This window comes from Microbacterium sp. NPDC089188, from assembly GCF_040685155.1.
In the GTDB taxonomy this organism is placed as follows: Bacteria; Actinomycetota; Actinomycetes; order Actinomycetales; family Microbacteriaceae; genus Microbacterium; species Microbacterium galbum.
On the sequence record NZ_JBFBHH010000003.1, the window covers coordinates 307,785 to 327,460 of the forward strand.

The following is a 19,676-nucleotide window of genomic DNA, read 5'->3' on the forward strand; positions in this document are numbered from 1 at the left end:
GCGGGCGGGAGGTGCACCGACGCGTCGGCGTGCGAACGAGCGGGCGGCGCCGGCGCCGAGCGTCGCGGAACCGACCCTTCGCCGGCCGCGCGCCACGCGGCGTGGGGCGGCGCGGAACCGGCCGTTCACCGGTCTCGCGCCGCGCTCGAGGATGCGGCTCAGATCCAGTACTCCGGGGTCGTGAGCAGAGCGCGGGTGTCTTCGCCGCTGCGCCGCGTGCGCGCTTTCGCGGGCACGCCCACCAGCACGCTGTCGGCCGGGGCGTCTCGGGTGACGACCGCGTTCGCGCCCACGACGGTGCGCGCGCCGAGGGTGATCGGCCCCAGGACCTTCGCTCCCGCGCCGATCGCGACGCCGTCGTGCAGCGTGGGATGACGCTTGCCGCCCTCGCGCTGCCGACCCCCGAGCGTCACGCCGTGATAAAGCATGACGTCGTCGCCCACCTCCGCCGTCTCGCCCACGACGACACCCATGCCGTGGTCGATGAAGAAGCGTCGACCGATCGTCGCTCCCGGGTGGATCTCGATGCCGGTGAGCCAGCGGGTGACCTGTGAGAGAGCGCGCGCGGGGAAGCGCAGCCCACGCGACCACAGGCGATGCGCGACGCGGTGCGCCCAGACGGCGTGCAACCCGGGGTACAGCAACGCGATCTCGAGACCGCCGCGCGCCGCGGGGTCGCGGAGCTTGGCGGAGGCGATGTCTTCTCGGATGCGGGAGAGGACCCCCACGTCAGTCTTCGCGCAGGTGCTCGTACAGAGCGGTCGAGAGGTACCGCTCGCCGTACGAGGGAATGATGACGACGATGTTCTTGCCCGCCGCTTCGGGACGGCGCGCCACCTCGAGAGCCGCCCAGATGGCGGCACCCGACGACATCCCGACCAGGATGCCGTCCTTCGCGGCCGTCTCCCGTGCCAGGCGGATCGCGTCGTCGAACTCGACGTCGATCACCTCGTCGATGATGTCGCGATCGAGGATGGCGGGCACAAAGTTCGGGCCGATGCCCTGGATCTTGTGGGGCCCCGGGTGCCCCTTGGTGAGCACGGGGGAGTCGGCGGGCTCGACGGCGACGATCTTCACGTCGGGGTTGCGCTCCTTGAGCACCTGGCCGACGCCGGTGATGGTGCCGCCCGTGCCGATGCCGGCCACGAAGTAGTCGACCTCGCCCTCGGTGTCGCGCAGGATCTCCTCGGCGGTGGTCTTGCGGTGGATGGCGGGGTTGGCCTCGTTCTCGAACTGGCGGGCCCACACGGCGCCCGGGGTCTCGGCGACGATGCGCTTGGCCTCGTCGACCGCGTGCGACATGCCCTTGGTGGGGTCGGTCAGCACGAGTTCGGCGCCGAACGCCTTGAGCAGGATGCGACGCTCCTTCGACATCGAGGCGGGCATGGTCAGGATGACCTTGTAGCCGCGCGCGGCACCGACCATGGCCAGAGCGATGCCGGTGTTGCCGCTGGTGGACTCCACGAGCGTCCCGCCGGGCTTGAGCTCGCCCGAGGCCTCCGCCGCGTCGACGATCGCGATGCCGAGGCGGTCCTTGACGCTGGAAGCGGGATTGTAGAACTCGAGCTTCGCGAGGATCTGCCCCCCGGCGCCCTCCGCCACGCGGTTCAGCCGCACGAGCGGCGTGTCGCCGAATGCAGAGGTGATGTCGGAGTGGATGCCGGGCATGGCTCGCCTTTCGCCGTCGGTCGGGACGCGATTATTTTAGGCGAGCCTTCCGACGGGCCGGCTCGTGTGACGCCGCTTGACGACACGACCCGCCCCCGTCCACCCGTCGGCCCCACGCGAGCCCGGACCGGGCACACCGCCCGACTAGGCTGGGCTCCCGTCATGCCTGAGACCGCCCCTCTCCCCGCCCCCACGGCCGCATCGGTCGCCGACGTCGTCCGCGACACGGCAGCCCGCCTCCGCACAGCGGGCGTCCCCGACCCCCACGTGGATGCCGAACTGCTCGTCGCCCATGTGCTGGAGTCCTCGCGAGGCGGTGTGCAGGCCGCGGCGATCCGCGGCGACCGCATGCCCGACTCGGCGGCCACCGCCCTCGCGCCCCTCGTCGACCGCCGCTGCGCGCGCGAGCCCCTCCAGCACCTCACCGGACGCGCCCCCTTCCGGTCGATGGAGCTCGCCGTCGGCCCCGGCGTGTTCGTCCCGCGCCCCGAGACCGAGATGGTGGCTCAGCTCGCGATCGACGCCCTGCGAGCGGCGGCCTCCGACGCCCCCGTCGCCGTCGACCTCGGCACCGGCAGCGGCGCGATCGCGCTCGCGATGGCGACCGAGGTGCCGCACGCGCGCGTCTACGCGGCGGAGAACAGCGTGGACGCCTTCATCTGGACGAAGCAGAACCACGCCCTCATCGGCGCCGACAACCTCTCGCTCGCGTTCATCGACCTCGCTCACGCGTTCCCCGAACTCGACGGGACGGTGTCGGTGGTCGCGTCCAACCCGCCGTACGTGCCCGACGACGCCATCCCCCGCGATCCCGAGGTGCGTCTGTTCGACCCGCCCGCCGCCCTCTACGGCGGCCCCGACGGCCTGGACGCCGTTCGCGAGCTCAGCCGGGTGGGTCTCCGACTCGCCCACCCCGGCGGCACGATCGTCATCGAGCACGGGGAATGGCAGGGGGAGGCGATCCGCGCCCTCCTCACCGCCGATGGGTGGCGCTCGGCATCCACTCATCCCGACCTGACCACGCGCGACCGCGCGACGACCGCGATCCGCCCCTGACGCACCGGGTGACGACGCGCCGCGCACGGCGCGACTAGACTGGCGCGCGACATGTCACCCGTCTACGACTGCCGTGACGAGTCGCAGCTGCTGTCCGGGATGCGCCACGCGCGTCAGGCGATCGGCCGAGGCGAACTCGTCGTGCTCCCCACCGACACCGTCTACGGAATCGCCGCCGACGCGTTCAACACGCGCGCCGTCGCGGGGCTCCTCGAAGCGAAGGGGCGCGGACGTCAGCAACCGCCGCCCGTCCTGGTCGCGGGCGTGAGCACGCTGCGCGCCCTGGTCGCGGAGATCCCTCCCGCGGTCGACGACCTCGTCCGCGAGTTCTGGCCCGGCGGCCTCACGATCGTGCTCCCCGCGCAGCCGTCGCTGTCGTGGGACCTGGGCGACACACACGGCACGGTCGCGGTGCGCATGCCGGCGCAGAAGCTCACCCTCGAACTGCTCGAAGAGACCGGCCCCCTCGCGGTGTCGAGCGCCAACCTGACCGGCATGCCCGCCGCCGTCGACATCGACGCCGCGCGCGACATGCTCGGCGACAGCGTCTCGGCCTACCTCGACGCCGGTGTGAGCGAGACGGGGGTGGCGTCGACCATCGTCGACGCCACGCTGCTCGTCGGCGGCTCCGAGCCGGTGGTGCGCGTCCTCCGCGAGGGCGCCGTCTCCCGCGAACGCCTCCGCGAGGTGCTCGGCGATCTGCTCGAGCCCGACCCGGTCGACGACCGCGACGCCCCGACCCCGGCGGGCGCGCCCTCCGACGTCTCCCCGGACGACGCAGCCCCGGATGACGAGGCTCCGGGTCCGTGACCCAGTACCTCCTCACCATCCTCTTCACGGCGGCGGTCACGCTCGCGCTGTCGTGGGTGGTGTGGAAGCTCGCCCTGCGCTTCAAGCTGTATCCCGGCATCCGGGATCGGGATGTGCACAAGACACCCACGCCCCGCTTGGGCGGGGTCGCCATGTTCCTCGGCGTGGTCGCCGCCTTCGCCCTGTCGAGCCGGAACCCCTACTTCTCGATCTTCTGGACCGATCCCGTCCCGGTGCTCTCGCTCCTGGGCGCGGTGCTGCTCATCGTCCTGGTCGGAGTGGCCGACGATCTCTGGGACCTCGACTGGATGATCAAGCTCGGTGCGCAGTTCGTCGCCGCCGGGATCATCGCGTGGTTCGGGCAGCTGCAGATCCTCTCGCTGCCCATCGGCGCCCTCACGGTCGGATCGAGCTGGGTGAGCTTCCTGCTCACCGTCTTCGCGCTGGTCGTCGTCATGAACGCCGTCAACTTCATCGACGGACTCAACGGCCTCGTCGCCGGTGTCTGCCTCATCGCCAACGGCGTCTTCTTCGCCTACTCCTACCTGCTGGTACGCGACACCGGGGCGAGCACGTACTTCAACCTCGCCTCGTTCATCGCGGCGGTCCTGGTCGGCGCCTGCCTCGGCTTCCTGCCGATGAATTGGACGCCCGCGAAGCTCTTCATGGGCGACGCCGGTGCCCTCATGCTCGGCCTGCTGATGGCCAGCTCGGCGGTCGCCATCACCGGTCAGCTCGACCCGGCGGTGCTCGACCCCGAGAAGATCGGTCGCTCGCAGCTTCTGGGTGCCTTCATCCCCATCCTGCTGCCGGTGGTCATCGTGCTGCTGCCCCTGCTCGACTTCGGTCTTGCCGTCGCCCGGCGGCAGTGGGCGGGGAAGTCCCCGTTCTCGCCCGACCGCAAGCACCTTCATCATCGGATGCTCGACATGGGGCACTCCGACCGCGACGCCGTCCTGATCTTCTACAGCTGGACGGCGGTGGTCAGCCTCGCGTTCCTGCTGATGTACATCGGCACCCAGCAGAGCTGGCCGGGCGACTACGCCATCGGGGTCGCCTTCGGCGTCACCGGGGTGCTCGCCTGCGCCGTCCTGACCCTCCTTCCTTCATCGCACCGTCTGCGGCGGCTCTCCCGTCGCGTCCGACCCACCCGACCGGAGTCCCCTTCATGAGCAGCGTCTCTCCCGCCCCCCGTCGACCTCTCTCCAGTACGCCCGTGCTGCGCACCGCGCTGGTGTGGGGCGGTGTCGTCACCGCGGTGCTCCTGGTCGTGGGCGGCGTCGTCGGCTTCCTCGTCGGGGGAGCGGGCGGCCTCGGCAGCGCCCTCGCGGGGGTGGCCGTGAGCGCGATCTTCCTCGCCGTCACCGCGACGAGCATCCTCGTCGCGAACCGGTGGTTCGGCGACCCGCTCTACGTGCCCATCTTCTTCGGCATCGTGCTCGGGGGGTGGCTGCTCAAGCTCATCCTGTTCATCGTGGCGATCGTCGTGCTGCGCGGACAGGACTGGGTCGATCCGGTGGTGTTCTACGTCGCGCTGGTCGTCAGCGTGATCGCGTCCCTCGCCGTCGACGTGGTGGTCCTCCTGCGCATGCGGATCCCCAGCGTCAGCGACATCACGCTCCCCACCGACCCCGAAGCGGGCGACCGGCGCGCCTGACCGGTCCATAACCCACCCGCACGCCCCGTCGCGCACGTTAGTCCGGCGGCGAGACGATCACCTCCCGCGGACTCATGGATTCGCCGGGAGTTTGATAGGGTGGCATAAGTACCCGCCCGCGATGGGAAATCTTCTCCAGGTTCGCACTTCGGGTACCATCACCGACCATCGTCGCAACGGTTCACACCGATGCCCCGAAGCTGGAGCCAGCGCTGTCCACTCAAGCTGCGACCCTGATCACGAACTTCGCGTCTGCGGGTGCGGAGTTCCACCCGCCCTCCATCTCCGAGTTCTTCCCCGACGCGGTCCTGTTCGAGGGCACGATCTTCGCGATCACCCGCATCAACCTCACGCAGATGCTGGCGACGCTCGCGCTGGTCCTCTTCCTCGTGCTGGGCACCCGCCGCATGAAGGTCGTCCCCGGCCGCTTCCAGAGCATCGCCGAGATGGGCCTCGACTTCGTCCGCGTCAACATCGCCGAAGACATCCTGGGTCGCAAGGACGGCAAGCGGTTCCTGCCGATCCTCACCACGATCTTCTTCATGGTGCTGTTCATGAACATCACGGGTGTCATCCCGTTCCTGAACATCGCCGGTACGAGCGTCATCGCCGTGCCGCTGCTGCTCGCGATCGTCGCGTACGTCACCTTCATCTACGCCGGCATCAAGAAGAGCCCCGGCGGCTTCTTCAAGAACGCGCTGCTGCCCTCGGGCGTGCCGTGGCCGCTGTACATCATCATCGTCCCGCTCGAGTTCCTCTCGACCTTCATCATCCGCCCCGTCACCCTGACGCTGCGTCTTCTGATGAACATGGTCGTCGGCCACCTCATGCTGGTGCTGTTCTTCTCGGCCACCCAGTTCTTCGTGGTCGGGCTCAGCGGCTGGTGGACGGCGCTCGGCGCCGGCTCCCTCGCCTTCGGCTTCGCCTTCACCCTGTTCGAAATCTTCGTCGCCTTCCTCCAGGCGTACGTCTTCGCGATCCTCACCGCGGTCTACATCCAGCTCGCGGTCGCAGAAGAGCACTGAGCGGCCCGGCGCACGCCGAGCCACCCAACGAAAGGAAAAAACCCGTGGACGCAACTACGGTTCTCGCCCAGGTCACCGGTAACGTCGCCACGATCGGCTACGGCCTCGCCGCCATCGGCCCCGCCATCGGCGTGGGCATCGTCGTCGGCAAGACGATCGAGGGCGTCGCCCGTCAGCCCGAGCTCGCGGGCCGCCTGCAGGTCCTGATGTTCATCGGTATCGCCTTCACCGAGGCGCTCGCCTTCATCGGTATCGCGACCGGCTTCATCTTCACCTGAACCGGCCGCTCTCGACTCACTGTAAGGAGACAGGATGCTGAACGCTCTTGTCACACTCGCCGCGGAGCCCGCGGGAGAGGCGCACAACCCGCTGATCCCGGCGTGGTACGACATCATCTGGTCGGCCGTGTGCTTCGTCGTCATCATCTTCGTGGTGTGGCGTGTGGCCCTGCCGCGGATGGCGAAGCTGCTCGACGAGCGCAGTGCTGCCATCGAGGGCAACATCGCCAAGGCCGACGAGGCTCAGCGACAGGCCGAGGCCGCACTCGAGGAGTACACCGCGCAGCTCGCCGAGGCGCGCCGCGAAGCCGGTGAGATCCGCGAGTCCGCAACCCAGGACGGTCGTAAGATCGTCGCCGAGGCCAAGGAGACCGCTGCGTCCGAGGCAGCCCGCATCACCGCCAGCGCGCACGCGCAGATCGAGGCCGAGCGTCAGACGGCCCTCGTGCAGCTGCGCTCCGAGGTCGGTACCCTCGCGGTCGACCTCGCCGGCAACGTGATCGGTGAGACCCTGTCGGACGACGCGCGCGCCAACGCCGTGGTCGACCGCTTCCTCGCCGAGCTCGAGGCCTCCGAGAAGGCGGCCAAGTAATGGGCAGCGCGACCACTCAGGCCCGGACCGCGACGTCGGAGGCCCTGGCCTCCGCGTCGGGTGTCGATCTCGACGTCGCACGCGAGCTGTTCGCTGCCGTGGCCGCCGTGAGCGGATCGGCGCAGCTGAGCGGCGCGCTGTCCGACTCGTCGGTGCCGGCGGAAGCCCGGGCGGGGCTCGTCTCCGCCGTGTTCGGTCCGTCGTACCGGCCTGCCACGGTGGAGCTGCTCTCGCGCGCCGCTCAGCAGCGCTGGTCCAGCGCCGCGGAGTTCGTGGAGGGACTCGAGGAGCTCGCTGTGCGGGCCACCTCGGTCGCCGAGACCGGTGACATCGAGGCCGAGCTCTTCTCGTTCTCGCGCACCGTCGCCTCCAACGGCGAACTGGAGCTCGCGCTCGGCGGTCGTCTCGGCGACGCGTCGGCGAAGGGCACGCTCGTCTCGACCCTCCTCGGTGGGCGCGCGAGCGCCGGCACCGCCCTGATCGTGTCGTCGCTCGTCGAGCACGCGCGCGGTCGTCGGGTCCGTGCCCTGCTCCGCCGCGCGGAGCGCATCGTGGCCGATCAGCGATCGCGCATCGTGGCCACCGTGTCCGCCGCCGCACCGCTGAGCGCCGACCAGCAGACCCGTCTGCAGAACGCTCTCAGCGCACGTTACGGCTCGGCTGTCACGCTGAACACCGTGATCGACCCGACCGTGCTGGGTGGTCTGCGCGTGCAGGTCGCCGACGACGTCATCGACGCGAGCGTGTCCGCACGTCTCGCCGACCTCCGCCAGCGGATCGCCGGCTGAAGACTTTCCGCCCGAGCGGGCGTGATCTTGGGGGCCGAGGGCCCCACGAACGAAGGAAGACAATGGCAGATCTCTCTATCAGCCCCGACGTCATTCGTGACGCGCTGAAGGACTTCGTCAACGCCTACGAGCCCACCGGCGCCGCGGCGACCGAGGTCGGCGCCGTCGTCGACGCGGCCGACGGCATCGCCCACGTCGAGGGACTCCCCGGCGTCATGGCCAACGAGCTCATCCGCTTCGCGGACGGCACGCTCGGCCTCGCCCAGAACCTCGACGAGAACGAGGTCGGTGTCGTCGTGCTCGGCGAGTTCTCCGGCATCGAAGAGGGCCAGAGCGTCACCCGCACGGGTGAGGTGCTCTCGGTCGGCGTGGGCGAGGGCTACCTCGGTCGCGTGGTCGACCCGCTCGGCAACCCGATCGACGGTCTCGGTGAGATCGCGACCTCGGGTCGTCGCGCGCTCGAGCTCCAGGCTCCCGGCGTGATGCAGCGCAAGAGCGTGCACGAGCCCCTGCAGACCGGCATCAAGGCCATCGACGCCATGATCCCCGTCGGCCGCGGCCAGCGTCAGCTCATCATCGGCGACCGTCAGACCGGCAAGACGGCCATCGCGATCGACACGATCATCAACCAGAAGGCCAACTGGGAGTCGGGCGACGTCAACAAGCAGGTTCGCTGCATCTACGTCGCCATCGGCCAGAAGGGCTCGACCATCGCTTCGGTGAAGGGCGCGCTCGAGGACGCCGGTGCGATGGACTACACCACCATCGTCGCGGCCCCCGCGTCCGACCCCGCCGGCTTCAAGTACCTCGCGCCCTACACCGGTTCGGCCATCGGCCAGCACTGGATGTACGAGGGCAAGCACGTCCTGATCATCTTCGACGACCTGTCGAAGCAGGCCGAGGCCTACCGCGCCGTGTCGCTCCTGCTGCGTCGCCCGCCGGGCCGCGAGGCGTACCCCGGCGACGTCTTCTACCTGCACTCGCGTCTGCTCGAGCGTTGCGCGAAGCTCTCCGACGAGCTCGGCGCCGGCTCGATGACGGGTCTGCCCATCATCGAGACCAAGGCCAACGACGTCTCGGCGTACATCCCGACCAACGTGATCTCGATCACCGACGGCCAGATCTTCCTGCAGTCCGACCTCTTCAACGCCAACCAGCGCCCCGCGGTCGACGTGGGTATCTCGGTCTCGCGCGTCGGCGGTGACGCTCAGGTCAAGTCGATCAAGAAGGTCTCCGGAACGCTGAAGCTGGAGCTCGCGCAGTACCGCTCGCTCGAGGCTTTCGCGATGTTCGCGAGCGACCTCGACGCGGCCTCGCGTCGTCAGCTCGCGCGCGGTGCGCGCCTCACCGAGCTGCTCAAGCAGCCGCAGTACTCGCCGTACCCCGTCGAGGAGCAGGTCGTGTCGATCTGGGCCGGCACCAACGGCAAACTCGACGCGGTCGAGGTCTCCGACGTGCTGCGCTTCGAGCGCGAACTGCTCGACTACCTGCGCCGCAACTCGACCGTGCTCGACACTCTGCGCGAGACCAACGTGCTCGGTGACGACACGCTCGCGGAGCTGGAGCAGAAGATCGACGCGTTCTCCAAGGAATTCCAGCCCGGCAAGGACCAGAGCGTCGTCGGCGCCGAGAAGGTCGACGCCGCCGAGGCGGAGGACGTCAACCAGGAGCGGATCGTCAAGGGCCGTCGCTGATAGCGACGACACGAGAACGGAATCATGGGCGCACAACTGCGGGTCTATAAGCAGAAGATCAGTTCTGCTCAGACGACCAAGAAGATCACCAAGGCGATGGAGCTCATCGCGGCTTCGCGCATCCAGAAGGCGATGGCGCGTGTGCGCGCGGCATCGCCCTTCGCGCGGGCCGTCACGAGCGCCGTCTCGGCGGTCGCCACGCACTCCTCCGTCGATCACCCGCTGACGACCGAGCGCGAGAACATCCGTCGGTCGGCCGTCGTCATCTTCACGTCCGACCGCGGCCTCGCCGGGGCGTTCAACTCGCAGATCCTCCGTGAGGGTCTCGAGCTGGCCGAGCTGCTCCGCTCGCAGGGCAAAGAGGTCGTCTACTACCTGGTCGGACGCAAGGCCGTCGGATACTTCCAGTTCCGTCGCATGCCGAGCGTCGCCCAGTGGGTCGGCGACACCGACACCCCGCAGTTCTCGACCGCCGAAGAGATCTCGGATGCCGTGATCGAGGCGTACCGCGCAGGCGGGGAGAACGAGGGCGGCGTCGACGAGATCCACCTCGTCTACAACCGCTTCGTCAGCATGATGACGCAGTCGCCGGAGTCCGTGCGCCTGCTCCCGCTCGAGGTGCTCGAGGCCGATGAGGCTCCTGCGCAGTCCGAGGTCTACCCGCTCTACGAGTTCGAGCCGGACGCCGAGACCGTTCTCGACGCGCTCCTGCCGACGTACGTCCAGAGCCGTATCTTCAACGCCCTGCTGCAGTCGTCGGCCGCCAAGCACGCCGCGACACAGAAGGCCATGAAGTCGGCCAGTGACAACGCCGACAAGCTCATCACCGACTACACCCGCCTGCGCAACAACGCGCGTCAGGCGGAGATCACGCAGCAGATCGCCGAGATCGTCGGCGGCGCCGATGCCCTGGCATCCGGCAAGTAAGTCCCCAAGGAGAGAAGAAGCCATGAGCCTCACCGCCGAGAAGACCGACGCGGCCGTCGTCGGACGCGTCGCGCGCGTCACCGGCCCGGTCGTCGACATCGAGTTCCCGCATGACGCGATCCCCGAGATCTACAACGCGTTGAAGACCACGATCACCATCGGTGACGAGTCGACCGAGATCACCCTCGAGGTCGCTCAGCACCTCGGTGACGACCTCGTCCGCGCCATCTCGCTCAAGCCCACCGACGGCATGGTCCGCGGTCAGGACGTCCGCGACACCGGCGGCCCCATCTCGGTGCCCGTCGGAGACGTGACCAAGGGCAAGGTGTTCGACGTCACCGGTCAGGTGCTGAACGCCGCTCCGGGCGAGACCATCGAGGTCACCGAGCGCTGGGGCATCCACCGCAAGGCGCCGAGCTTCGACCAGCTCGAGTCCAAGACCGAGATGTTCGAGACCGGCATCAAGTCGATCGACCTCCTGACCCCCTACGTGCAGGGTGGAAAGATCGGTCTCTTCGGTGGTGCGGGCGTCGGCAAGACGGTCCTCATCCAGGAGATGATCCAGCGCGTCGCGCAGGACCACGGTGGTGTCTCGGTGTTCGCCGGTGTCGGCGAGCGCACCCGTGAGGGCAACGACCTGATCGGCGAGATGGAAGAGGCGGGCGTCTTCGACAAGACCGCCCTCGTGTTCGGCCAGATGGACGAGCCGCCGGGGACGCGTCTGCGCGTCGCCCTGTCGGCGCTGACGATGGCGGAGTACTTCCGCGACGTGCAGAAGCAGGACGTGCTGCTCTTCATCGACAACATCTTCCGCTTCACGCAGGCCGGCTCCGAGGTCTCGACCCTGCTGGGTCGCATGCCTTCTGCCGTGGGATACCAGCCGAACCTGGCTGACGAGATGGGTGTGCTCCAGGAGCGCATCACCTCGACGCGCGGTCACTCGATCACCTCGCTGCAGGCGATCTACGTCCCCGCCGACGACTACACCGACCCGGCTCCGGCGACCACGTTCGCCCACCTCGACGCCACCACCGAGCTTTCGCGTGAGATCGCGTCGAAGGGTCTGTACCCGGCCATCGACCCCCTGACGTCGACGAGCCGCATCCTCGATCCGCGCTACATCGGTGCCGACCACTACCGCGTGGCCACCGCCGTGAAGCAGATCCTGCAGAAGAACAAGGAACTGCAGGAGATCATCGCCATCCTCGGTGTCGATGAGCTCTCCGAGGAAGACAAGATCGTCGTGTCGCGTGCACGTCGCATCCAGCAGTTCCTCTCGCAGAACACCTACATGGCGAAGAAGTTCACCGGCGTCGAGGGCTCCACGGTCCCGATCAAGGAGACCATCGAGTCGTTCGACGCGATCGTCAAGGGCGACTTCGACCACGTCGCCGAGCAGGCGTTCTTCAACGTCGGTGGCATCTCCGACGTCGAGGCCAAGTGGGCGCAGATCCAGAAGGAGAACGGCTGACATGTCGTTGCGCGTGAGCCTGGTGTCGGCAGACGCCGAGGTGTGGGCGGGGGAGGCCACGCTCGTCGTGGCCAAGACCGTCGAGGGTGAGATCGGCTTCATGCAGGGGCATGAGCCGGTGCTCGCGATCCTCGCCCAGGGCGAGGTGCGCATCACCCGCGCCGACGGCACGAAGATCCTGGCCAACGCCGAGGACGGCTTCCTCTCGATGGCGAACGACGAAGTGACGATCGTCGCCGGGAACGCAGCCCTCGTCTCCTGACACCGCTTCATCGCTGACGCGCGTCGCCCGATATCGGGCGGCGCGCGTCGCCTTTTCCGGGAGGATCCATGCTCGTCCTGCTGCCGCCGTCCGAGACCAAGAAACCGGGCGGCGACGGTGCTCCGTTGTCGCTCGCGTCGCTGTGGGCACCGTCGCTCCTGCCGCAGCGCGAGAGCGTGCTCGACGCCCTCGTCGCTCTGAGCGCCGACGAAGACACGGCGGCGCGCGTGCTGAAGCTCAGCCCGAAGCGTCGGCACGAGATCGCCGACAATGCCGCGCTCCGGTCGGCGCCCACCCTGCCCGCCGTCGACCGCTACACCGGGGTGCTCTTCGACGCCCTGGATGCCGGGAGTCTCGACGACGATGCCCGCGGCTGGCTCGCGGAGCACGTCGTCATCCATTCCGCGCCCTTCGGTCCGGTGGGTGCTCTCGACGGCATCCCCGCCTATCGCCTCGCGGCGGGGACCTCGATTCCCGCTCTGCCGGCACCGCGCCGTGTTTGGGCCGGCGCCGTCGGCGAGGCTCTCGCCGACGCCGGTGCGTCGTTCGTCCTCGACCTTCGTTCGGAGGCGTACGTGGCGCTGGGGCCTGTACCCGAGGGCATGTCGTCGGCGTACGTACGCGTGGTCACGGAGGGGGAGGGAGGCGCCGTCCGCGCTCTGAACCACTTCAACAAGCACGCGAAAGGCGAGCTCGTCCGCGCGTTGGCGTCGAGCGGGGCGGAGCTGTCCAGCCGCGAGGACTTCCTCGGGTGGGCGAGGAAGAACGGGTGGACGGTGCGGCCGTCCGGTGAACGGGAGTTGCTCCTAGCAGTCTGAGACGGATGTCGACGAGGGGATGTCAGCGAACACTCAGGTTCGCTAGCATGACACGCGCGGGAGACGCCCGCCGGCTCTCGTGACCGCGGGGGCCGCTCGAGAGGATCGACGTGAACATCTCAAATCTCGCTTACTCCGACTACGGGACGACCAGTGCCGGCGAGGCGGCGGTTCTGGCCGTGGTGTACCTCTTCATCTTCCTGTTCAGCATCTTGGGCTACCTCATCAGCTCGTTCCTGCTCATGAAGGTCTTCGAGAAGGCCGGTGTCCAGGGCAAGTGGCGCGCCTGGGTCCCCGTCTACAACGCCCTCGTCTACGCCAAGCTGGGTGACTTCTCGCCGTGGATCCTTCTGGGTCTCGCCGTGGCCTCCGCCATTCCGATCCTGAACTTCCTCGCCGGTCTCGCGATCGTCGTCGCGCTGATCATGATCTCGTACCGGGTGGCCGCCAAGTTCGGACGCGACTGGCCCATTCTGCTGCTGTTCCTGCTCGGCCCTCTCGGTCAGTGGATCTTCCTCGGCATCCTGGGCTTCAGCAGCAACCGGTGGAACCCCGCCGCCGCCTCGCCGTCGCCGTGGGGCTCGTCGTTCCTCGCCGACAAGACGTTCTGGAACGGCATCCCCGCGCAGCCCGCGCAGAACGTCCAGGGTCAGAACGGCGGCGGATACGGGGCGCCGGTCGCTCCTCCCGCGCAGGGCTACGCCCCGCCGGCGGCCCCCGGGTACGCGCCGCCGCAGGCGCCGCCCGCCTCGGGCAGCACGCCGCCGCCGCAGGCACCCCCGGCCGGTCCGCAGGTCTGATCTCCGACCGGATCGTCGAGGGGCTCTCCGCCGTGTGCGGGGAGCCCCTCGTGTCGTCACGGGGATAGCGTGGAGTCATGACCCCCACCGATCTGCCCCTTCGCCCCGTCGGCCGCTCAGGACTTCGGGTGTCCGCCGTCGGCCTCGGGTGCAACAACTTCGGTCGTGTGGGTACGCCCACCGAAACGCTCGAGGGGACGCGGAACGTCCTCGACGCCGCCCTCGATGCGGGCGTCACGTTCCTCGACACGGCCGACATCTACGGCCGCTCCTTCGGCCTGTCCGAGACGCTCATGGGCGAGGCGCTGGAGGGGCGCCGCGACCGGGTCGTCCTCGCGACCAAATTCGGCCACGCGGACCTCGCGCCGGCGATCGTCGGCGGCGCGAAGGGCTCACGGGCGCACATCCGGCGCGCCGTCGAGGATTCGCTGCGGCGCCTGCGCACCGACTGGATCGACCTCTACCAGATGCACACGCCCGATCCCGAGACGCCCGTCGACGAGACGCTGGACGCGCTCGCGGATCTCGTCCGCGAAGGCAAGATCCGATACATCGGTCATTCGAACTTCTCGGGTTGGCAGATCGCCGAGGCGGATGCCGCGGCGGCGGGCGTCCGGTTCGTATCGGCGCAGAACCAGTACAGCCTCCTCGCGCGAGCGGCCGAGCGCGAGGTGCTCCCCGCCGCCCGCCGCTTCGGCCTCGGCTTCCTCCCCTTCTTCCCGCTGCACAACGGCCTGCTCACCGGGAAGTTCACGCGCGAGGGCGGTCCGGACGACAGCCGCATCATGCGCCAGCGCCCGCACCTCTGGCGCGACGCGCCGTGGGACGCCCTCGAGCGGTACCAGGCATACTGCGACGCGCGGGGGATCTCGATGCTCGAGGCGACGTTCGGGTGGTTCCTCGCGAACCCGCTCGTCTCCAGCGTCATCGCCGGAGCCACCAGCGCGGCGCAGGTGCGCTCAAACGCCGCCGCCGCCACGGCGTGGTCGCCGAGCGTCGATGATCTCGCCGAGCTCGACGGCATCCTGGGGCTGCCGGCCGATCCCGCCGCGGGATGAACGCGGCACGGGGGAGGGGGCGCTCCGGCGCGTCCGCTGGCGATGCTCGCGTGTCGACTAGGATGACAGGGCCGCGCGGTTCCGCCGGCGCAGCTGTCGGCCAACCGGAGGATCGTTCGTGCCCGAGGTGACCACCCACACGCGTACCGTCCCTCTCGGCGACGGCTCTCTCGAACTGCGCTGGGCGGCGAGCACCGACACGGGGCGTCGCCGCGAAGTCAATCAAGACGCGTTCCTCGCGGAATACCCTCTCTTCATCGTCGCCGACGGAATGGGAGGCCACCTCGGCGGCGAGATCGCCAGTGCCAGTACCGTCGACCGTCTGCGCGCCGTCGTCGAGTCGGGTGCGGTCTCGACGAAGAACATCGAGAAGGCCCTTTCCCGCGCCGTGAAGGACATCGTGGCGCATCCCGAGACGACGGACGAGGGGACGGGGACGACCCTCACGGGCCTCTATCTCGAGACGCACACCGAGGAACCGCACTGGGTGACCCTCAACATCGGGGACTCCCGCGTGTACCTGGTGCGAGATGAGGAGATCGTCCAGGTGACCACCGACCACTCGGTGGTGCAGGAGCTCATCGCGGCCGGCCGACTCAGCCCCGAAGAGGCCGAGAACCACCCCTACGGCAACGTCATCACGCGCGCCGTCGGACCGAGCGACAGCGTCAAGCCCGACTACCTGCGTCTCGACGTGCTCGACGGCGACCGATTCGTGGTCTGCTCCGACGGTCTGACGAAGGAGCTCACCGATTTCGGCATCCGTCACTTCCTCGCGGCCAACGCCGACCCCGCGGCAGCGGTCGACGCCATGATGGCCGCCGCGCTCGAGAACGGCGGCCGAGACAACGTGACCATCGTCGTCCTCGACGTCGCGCGCCGCTCCGCCTGAGATCCGCTCTTGACCGCGCCTGGGCGCGGATTCTACGTTCGGCATATGACCTCCGCACCCGAACGGACGGCCGGTAAGGGCCTCGCCTCCGGAACGCTGGGCCTGTGGGGCTCGACCGTGATCGGTCTGGCATCCACCGCCCCCGTCTATTCCCTCGTCGCCACCCTCGGTTTCGTCGTCCTGGCCGTCGGTGCGCAGGCGCCCATCGCCTTCGTCATCGCATTCGTGCCGATGCTGTTCATCGCCTTCGCCTACCGTGAGCTGAACAACGAGATCCCGGATTGCGGAACGACCTTCACCTGGGGGACCAAGGCCTTCGGCCCGTGGATCGGGTGGATGGGCGGCTGGGGAGTGGCCGTGGCCGGCATGGTCGTGCTCGCCAATCTCTCGCAGATCGCCGGCATCTACCTCTGGTCGCTCATCGGCGACGGCTCGCTCGCCGAGAACGTGCCGCTCGTGACCGCGACCGGTGTCGCGTTCATCGCCGCGATGACCTACATCAGCTACCGGGGCGTCGAGATCGGCGAACGGATCCAGAACATCCTGCTCGGCGTGCAGTACCTCGTGCTCGCCCTGTTCGTCGTGCTCGCGCTGTGGAAGTTCTTCGACGGCACGGCGCCGAACCCCACCCCCTTCGACATCGCGTGGTTCAACCCGCTGGGCTTCACCGACTGGAGCGGCTTCACCGAGGCGGTGCTGCTGGCGCTGTTCATCTACTGGGGGTGGGACACCTGCCTCGCGCTGAACGAGGAGACGAAGGACCCGAAGCGCATTCCGGGCCGCGCGGCGCTGCTGACCACCGTCATCCTGCTCGGAACCTACGTCACCGTGACCGTCGCCGCGATGATGTACGCCGGAGTGGGGGAGGACGGCTCGGGGCTTGCGAACCCCGAGAACGCGGACGACGTGTTCCTGGCGCTGAAGGACGGGCTGTTCGGACCGTTCGGGTGGGTGCTCATCGTCGCCGTGCTCATCTCGGCGGTGTCATCGACGCAGACGACCATCCTCCCCACCGCTCGCGGGACGCTCGCGATGGCGGCCTACAAGGCGCTGCCGGCGCGGTTCCGGTCGGTGCACCCGCGCTACAAGACGCCGTCGTTCTCGACCCTGGTCATGGGGATCGTGGCGAGCGTCTATTACGTGGGGATGACGCTCATCAGTGACAACATCCTGCAGGACTCGATCCTGTCGCTCGGACTCGCGATCGCGTTCTACTACGCCATGACCGGGTACGCCTGCGTCTGGTACTACCGTCGTGAACTGTTCTCGTCGGGCAAGAACCTCGTCTATCGCGGCATCCTGCCGCTGCTCGGGGCCCTGATGCTGACATACGCATTCGTCCAGTCGGCCATCGACATGTACGACCCCGAGTACGGCTACACGGTGCTGTTCGGCGTCGGGGGCACCTTCGTCGTCGGCATCGGGGCCCTCGCCGTTGGCGTGGTGCTCATGGTGGTGTGGTTCGCGTTCCCCGGCTCGAAGCCGTTCTTCCGTGGCGAGAGTCTCAACCGAGAGACCGAGGTGCTTGTCCCGGACGAGCCGATCGCCTATCCGCGGTCGGTCGACGGCGGGATCTGAGGCGCGCAGCCGGGCCGCTCACGCGGGCGGTCGGGCGGCGAAGGGCATGGCCGCCCGGCGCGCCGATGGATCAGACCACGGCGCGGATCGAGCCGACGACACCCGCGCCGCCCGACACCGTGAGGGGCAGGAGCGCCAGCGTCTCATCGACGGCCTCGGTGGACAGGGCCCCGGCCCGCTCCAGCAGGCGCAGGGCCACCGCCCAGCCCGCACGGTTGGAGCCGTCGAGCATCTTCAGGGCGACGGTCGTTCCATCGGGCGCCGTCATGACCTGGACGCCTTCCGCGCCCATCTTGGAGAACACGCCGAGTCGTTCGATCACGATGGTGTCGGGACGACCCGGGCCGTCGACGGTCCAGGGGTGCTCCTTGACGGCGCGGACGAGCGCTCCCGCGCTGCGGTGCAGGGCGAAGGGCGAGCGCTCCGAGGAGGTGGCGATGCGCTGGATGGCGCGCGCGAGACCCACCAGGCTCATCGCGTAGACGGGGGCGCCGCAGCCGTCGATCGCCGTCGTGGTCATGCGCTCGCCGACGAGGCGCTCGAGCACCTCGCGGATGTGCACCTGCAGAGGGTGCTGCGGGTCGAGGTAGTCGGCCGTCGACCACCCGTTGGCCACGCACGTCAGCAGCATCGCGGCGTGCTTTCCCGAGCAGTTCATGCGCAGCGGGGAGGGGGCGCCGTGATCGCGGACGAGCTCATCACGCGACGCCGTGTCGGTGGGCCAGGCCGCGGGGCAGCCCAGGTCGTCTTCGGTGAGCCCGGCCGACTGCAGGATGTCGCGCGCCAGCTGGGCGTGGCGGTCGGTGCCGCAGTGGCTGGCCATGGAGATCGCGAGGCGCTCGTCGGCGAGATCGGCTCCCGCGGACAGGCACGCGAGGGCCTGCAGGGGCTTCATGCTCGAGCGCGGCAGGAATGCCGCCGTCACGTCGCCCAGGGCGAGCTTCTCGGTGCCGTCGGGAGCGAGCACGACGGCGACGCCGACGTGGCGTGATTCGACGAAGCCGTTGCGGTCGACGACGGCGAGTTCGACGGAGGCGGGGGGCGTGGTGGGCATCCCTTGATCGTATCCCGCCGACCCCCTTCCGCCCCGGTCGAGCCGCCCGTGCGAGTCGCCAGGATATGTCACCTCCGACGCGTTTCCGGCGACGGATTCCGGCGACTCGCGCGCGGGTACGGGGCAGACTGGGGGTATGTACGGAGAGCATCACTATCGCCTGCGCGCGACCTGGACCGGCGACCGAGGGACCGGGACGAGCGGATACCGCGACTACGACCGGTCCGTGACCGTGCAGGTCGACGGCAAGCCCGCGATCGCGGCATCCGCGGACACGCCCTTCCGGGGCGATCCGGCGAAGTGGAACCCGGAGGAGCTGCTGCTGGCCGCGCTGAGCGAATGCCATCTGCTGTCGTACCTGCACGCGTGCGTCACGACCGGCGTGGTCGTCACGTCCTACGAGGACGACGCCGAAGGGACGATGAAGGAGGACGGCAACAGCGGGGGAGCGTTCACCGACGTCGTGCTGCGCCCGCGCGTCACGGTCGCCGAGGAGTCGATGGTCGAGGCGGCCACCGCCGCCCACCGTCAGGCCCGTGAGTGGTGTTTCATCGCGAACTCGGTCAACTTCCCGGTGCGTCACGAACCGGTGGTCACCGTCGGCTGAGCGGCGCCGTGGACGGCGGCGGGGCGACTCGTCGTACAGTGAGCGCATGCAGCTCGAACCCGCCCTGCGCCGTCTCGATCGGATCGCCGGGGGCCGGCAGGCCGATCATCGTGTCGCGGCGTCCGACGATCCGAAAGTGCGCCGGGCCTTCCGCGCGATGACGGTGCTGCTCGCCGCGGGGTTCGTCCTCGGGGTCGCGACGGTCGTCGTGGCGCTGTGGATGAGCCTGAGCGGTCAGGACGTCGGATTCGCGGTGTGGATGCGCTGTTTGGTGGTGCTGGGCATCACGACGACGCTGTTCTACTTCCTCTGGCGTGCACACGCGGGGTGGTACTGGGCCTTCCGGCGCCTGCAGCTGTTCAGCCGCATCTTCCCGGTGGTGGCGCTCGTGCTCGCGGCCATCCCCGGGCTGTACCCGTTCTGGGTGGTGACGGAGCAGATCCTGTTCGCCCTCCTGCTCATCGGGGTGTCGGATTACCTGCAGTCGGACGCGATGCGCGCGGCCTACCCCAAGCCTCGGCGCTGAGGTCTCGGCGTCCGGATGCCGTGGGAGCCGGCGTGCGGGAAGGGGACCGGTCCCTTCGACGGACTCAGGGACCTCGGGGTGCGGGCTCAGGGACTTCGGGGGCTGGGCTGAGGGC

22 protein-coding genes are annotated in these 19,676 nt (G+C 69.1%); 19 read left to right on the forward strand and 3 right to left on the reverse strand.

Going from position 1 to position 19,676, the window contains the following annotated elements:
* Positions 1 to 158 precede the first annotated feature (158 nt).
* Positions 159 to 728 (reverse strand): serine O-acetyltransferase EpsC, encoded by a 570-nt coding sequence (epsC, locus tag AB0N80_RS11365; protein WP_363578771.1) that lies wholly within the window; start codon positions 726 to 728, stop codon positions 159 to 161.
* 1 nt (position 729) lies between these two features.
* Positions 730 to 1,668, reverse strand: a complete 939-nt coding sequence (gene cysK, locus AB0N80_RS11370) for a cysteine synthase A (RefSeq protein WP_315993182.1) — start codon at positions 1,666 to 1,668, stop codon at positions 730 to 732.
* Between the two features lie 162 nt (positions 1,669 to 1,830).
* Between cysK and prmC the strand changes: the two genes are divergently transcribed.
* The 17 genes from prmC (at position 1,831) to AB0N80_RS11455 (ending at position 17,374) form a co-directional block, all read left to right on the forward strand.
* On the forward strand, positions 1,831 to 2,724 hold the full coding sequence (prmC, locus tag AB0N80_RS11375; RefSeq protein ID WP_315993181.1) for a peptide chain release factor N(5)-glutamine methyltransferase: 894 nt from the start codon (positions 1,831 to 1,833) through the stop codon (positions 2,722 to 2,724).
* Between the two features lie 51 nt (positions 2,725 to 2,775).
* A complete protein-coding gene (locus AB0N80_RS11380; protein ID WP_315993180.1) occupies positions 2,776 to 3,534 on the forward strand; it encodes an L-threonylcarbamoyladenylate synthase in 759 nt (252 codons plus the stop codon).
* Positions 3,531 to 4,706 (forward strand): MraY family glycosyltransferase, encoded by a 1,176-nt coding sequence (locus AB0N80_RS11385; RefSeq protein WP_363578772.1) that lies wholly within the window; start codon positions 3,531 to 3,533, stop codon positions 4,704 to 4,706. The genes AB0N80_RS11380 and AB0N80_RS11385 overlap by 4 nt, the downstream gene beginning before the upstream one ends.
* On the forward strand, positions 4,703 to 5,191 hold the full coding sequence (locus tag AB0N80_RS11390; RefSeq protein WP_315993178.1) for a hypothetical protein: 489 nt from the start codon (positions 4,703 to 4,705) through the stop codon (positions 5,189 to 5,191). Before AB0N80_RS11385 ends, AB0N80_RS11390 begins: the two co-directional genes overlap by 4 nt.
* 233 nt (positions 5,192 to 5,424) lie before the next feature.
* Positions 5,425 to 6,216: a F0F1 ATP synthase subunit A gene (gene atpB, locus AB0N80_RS11395; protein ID WP_315994578.1), complete on the forward strand. Its 792-nt coding sequence runs from the start codon at positions 5,425 to 5,427 to the stop codon at positions 6,214 to 6,216.
* A gap of 44 nt (positions 6,217 to 6,260) precedes the next feature.
* Positions 6,261 to 6,494: a F0F1 ATP synthase subunit C gene (gene atpE / locus AB0N80_RS11400; protein ID WP_043360904.1), complete on the forward strand. Its 234-nt coding sequence runs from the start codon at positions 6,261 to 6,263 to the stop codon at positions 6,492 to 6,494.
* A 34-nt stretch (positions 6,495 to 6,528) separates the two neighbouring features.
* On the forward strand, positions 6,529 to 7,086 hold the full coding sequence (locus AB0N80_RS11405; RefSeq protein WP_315993177.1) for a F0F1 ATP synthase subunit B: 558 nt from the start codon (positions 6,529 to 6,531) through the stop codon (positions 7,084 to 7,086).
* Entirely contained in the window at positions 7,086 to 7,874 is a 789-nt protein-coding gene (locus AB0N80_RS11410) for a F0F1 ATP synthase subunit delta (RefSeq protein WP_315993176.1), read from the forward strand. The genes AB0N80_RS11405 and AB0N80_RS11410 overlap by 1 nt, the downstream gene beginning before the upstream one ends.
* 62 nt (positions 7,875 to 7,936) lie before the next feature.
* Positions 7,937 to 9,568, forward strand: a complete 1,632-nt coding sequence (gene atpA, locus AB0N80_RS11415) for a F0F1 ATP synthase subunit alpha (RefSeq protein ID WP_315993175.1) — start codon at positions 7,937 to 7,939, stop codon at positions 9,566 to 9,568.
* 24 nt (positions 9,569 to 9,592) lie between these two features.
* Complete coding sequence (locus AB0N80_RS11420; protein ID WP_298874924.1) at positions 9,593 to 10,495, forward strand: F0F1 ATP synthase subunit gamma; 903 nt, start codon at positions 9,593 to 9,595, stop codon at positions 10,493 to 10,495.
* Between the two features lie 22 nt (positions 10,496 to 10,517).
* A complete protein-coding gene (gene atpD, locus AB0N80_RS11425; protein WP_315993174.1) occupies positions 10,518 to 11,966 on the forward strand; it encodes a F0F1 ATP synthase subunit beta in 1,449 nt (482 codons plus the stop codon).
* A 1-nt stretch (position 11,967) separates the two neighbouring features.
* Positions 11,968 to 12,228 (forward strand): F0F1 ATP synthase subunit epsilon, encoded by a 261-nt coding sequence (locus AB0N80_RS11430; RefSeq protein WP_363578773.1) that lies wholly within the window; start codon positions 11,968 to 11,970, stop codon positions 12,226 to 12,228.
* Between the two features lie 68 nt (positions 12,229 to 12,296).
* On the forward strand, positions 12,297 to 13,046 hold the full coding sequence (locus AB0N80_RS11435; protein WP_363578774.1) for a peroxide stress protein YaaA: 750 nt from the start codon (positions 12,297 to 12,299) through the stop codon (positions 13,044 to 13,046).
* Between the two features lie 110 nt (positions 13,047 to 13,156).
* Positions 13,157 to 13,846: a DUF5684 domain-containing protein gene (locus AB0N80_RS11440; protein ID WP_363578775.1), complete on the forward strand. Its 690-nt coding sequence runs from the start codon at positions 13,157 to 13,159 to the stop codon at positions 13,844 to 13,846.
* Positions 13,847 to 13,923: 77 nt separating this feature from the next.
* On the forward strand, positions 13,924 to 14,904 hold the full coding sequence (locus tag AB0N80_RS11445; RefSeq protein ID WP_363578776.1) for an aldo/keto reductase: 981 nt from the start codon (positions 13,924 to 13,926) through the stop codon (positions 14,902 to 14,904).
* Positions 14,905 to 15,022: 118 nt separating this feature from the next.
* Positions 15,023 to 15,796 (forward strand): protein phosphatase 2C domain-containing protein, encoded by a 774-nt coding sequence (locus AB0N80_RS11450; RefSeq protein WP_315993169.1) that lies wholly within the window; start codon positions 15,023 to 15,025, stop codon positions 15,794 to 15,796.
* Positions 15,797 to 15,841: 45 nt separating this feature from the next.
* Positions 15,842 to 17,374 carry an APC family permease gene (locus AB0N80_RS11455; RefSeq protein ID WP_363578777.1) on the forward strand — a complete coding sequence of 511 codons (1,533 nt, stop codon included), beginning with the start codon at positions 15,842 to 15,844 and terminating at the stop codon, positions 17,372 to 17,374.
* Positions 17,375 to 17,444: 70 nt separating this feature from the next.
* On the opposite strand, the gene AB0N80_RS11460 is transcribed toward AB0N80_RS11455, so the two are convergent.
* Positions 17,445 to 18,428: an asparaginase gene (locus AB0N80_RS11460; protein ID WP_363392744.1), complete on the reverse strand. Its 984-nt coding sequence runs from the start codon at positions 18,426 to 18,428 to the stop codon at positions 17,445 to 17,447.
* A gap of 136 nt (positions 18,429 to 18,564) precedes the next feature.
* On the opposite strand from AB0N80_RS11460, the gene AB0N80_RS11465 reads away from it, so the two are divergent.
* Together AB0N80_RS11465 and AB0N80_RS11470 are read left to right on the forward strand one after the other, a co-directional pair.
* Positions 18,565 to 19,035, forward strand: a complete 471-nt coding sequence (locus AB0N80_RS11465) for an OsmC family protein (protein WP_363578778.1) — start codon at positions 18,565 to 18,567, stop codon at positions 19,033 to 19,035.
* Positions 19,036 to 19,081: 46 nt separating this feature from the next.
* The gene (locus tag AB0N80_RS11470) at positions 19,082 to 19,561 is read left to right on the forward strand and encodes a hypothetical protein (RefSeq protein WP_315993165.1); all 480 of its coding nucleotides are present in this window, start codon (positions 19,082 to 19,084) and stop codon (positions 19,559 to 19,561) included.
* The last annotated feature ends 115 nt before the right edge of the window (positions 19,562 to 19,676 follow it).

What these genes read in the sequence shown, in the direction of transcription:
- AB0N80_RS11445 (WP_363578776.1), top strand. Translation starts at nt 13,924, where the DNA reads ATGACCCCCACCGATCTGCCCCTTCGCCCCGTCGGCCGCTCAGGACTT.
- AB0N80_RS11430 (WP_363578773.1), top strand. Translation starts at nt 11,968, where the DNA reads ATGTCGTTGCGCGTGAGCCTGGTGTCGGCAGACGCCGAGGTGTGGGCG.
- AB0N80_RS11455 (WP_363578777.1), top strand. Translation starts at nt 15,842, where the DNA reads ATGACCTCCGCACCCGAACGGACGGCCGGTAAGGGCCTCGCCTCCGGA.
- AB0N80_RS11380 (WP_315993180.1), top strand. Translation starts at nt 2,776, where the DNA reads ATGTCACCCGTCTACGACTGCCGTGACGAGTCGCAGCTGCTGTCCGGG.
- prmC (WP_315993181.1), top strand. Translation starts at nt 1,831, where the DNA reads ATGCCTGAGACCGCCCCTCTCCCCGCCCCCACGGCCGCATCGGTCGCC.
- AB0N80_RS11390 (WP_315993178.1), top strand. Translation starts at nt 4,703, where the DNA reads ATGAGCAGCGTCTCTCCCGCCCCCCGTCGACCTCTCTCCAGTACGCCC.
- atpD (WP_315993174.1), top strand. Translation starts at nt 10,518, where the DNA reads ATGAGCCTCACCGCCGAGAAGACCGACGCGGCCGTCGTCGGACGCGTC.
- AB0N80_RS11410 (WP_315993176.1), top strand. Translation starts at nt 7,086, where the DNA reads ATGGGCAGCGCGACCACTCAGGCCCGGACCGCGACGTCGGAGGCCCTG.
- AB0N80_RS11420 (WP_298874924.1), top strand. Translation starts at nt 9,593, where the DNA reads ATGGGCGCACAACTGCGGGTCTATAAGCAGAAGATCAGTTCTGCTCAG.
- AB0N80_RS11460 (WP_363392744.1), bottom strand. Translation starts at nt 18,428, where the DNA reads ATGCCCACCACGCCCCCCGCCTCCGTCGAACTCGCCGTCGTCGACCGC.
- cysK (WP_315993182.1), bottom strand. Translation starts at nt 1,668, where the DNA reads ATGCCCGGCATCCACTCCGACATCACCTCTGCATTCGGCGACACGCCG.
- atpA (WP_315993175.1), top strand. Translation starts at nt 7,937, where the DNA reads ATGGCAGATCTCTCTATCAGCCCCGACGTCATTCGTGACGCGCTGAAG.
- AB0N80_RS11405 (WP_315993177.1), top strand. Translation starts at nt 6,529, where the DNA reads ATGCTGAACGCTCTTGTCACACTCGCCGCGGAGCCCGCGGGAGAGGCG.
- AB0N80_RS11465 (WP_363578778.1), top strand. Translation starts at nt 18,565, where the DNA reads ATGTACGGAGAGCATCACTATCGCCTGCGCGCGACCTGGACCGGCGAC.
- AB0N80_RS11470 (WP_315993165.1), top strand. Translation starts at nt 19,082, where the DNA reads ATGCAGCTCGAACCCGCCCTGCGCCGTCTCGATCGGATCGCCGGGGGC.
- AB0N80_RS11435 (WP_363578774.1), top strand. Translation starts at nt 12,297, where the DNA reads ATGCTCGTCCTGCTGCCGCCGTCCGAGACCAAGAAACCGGGCGGCGAC.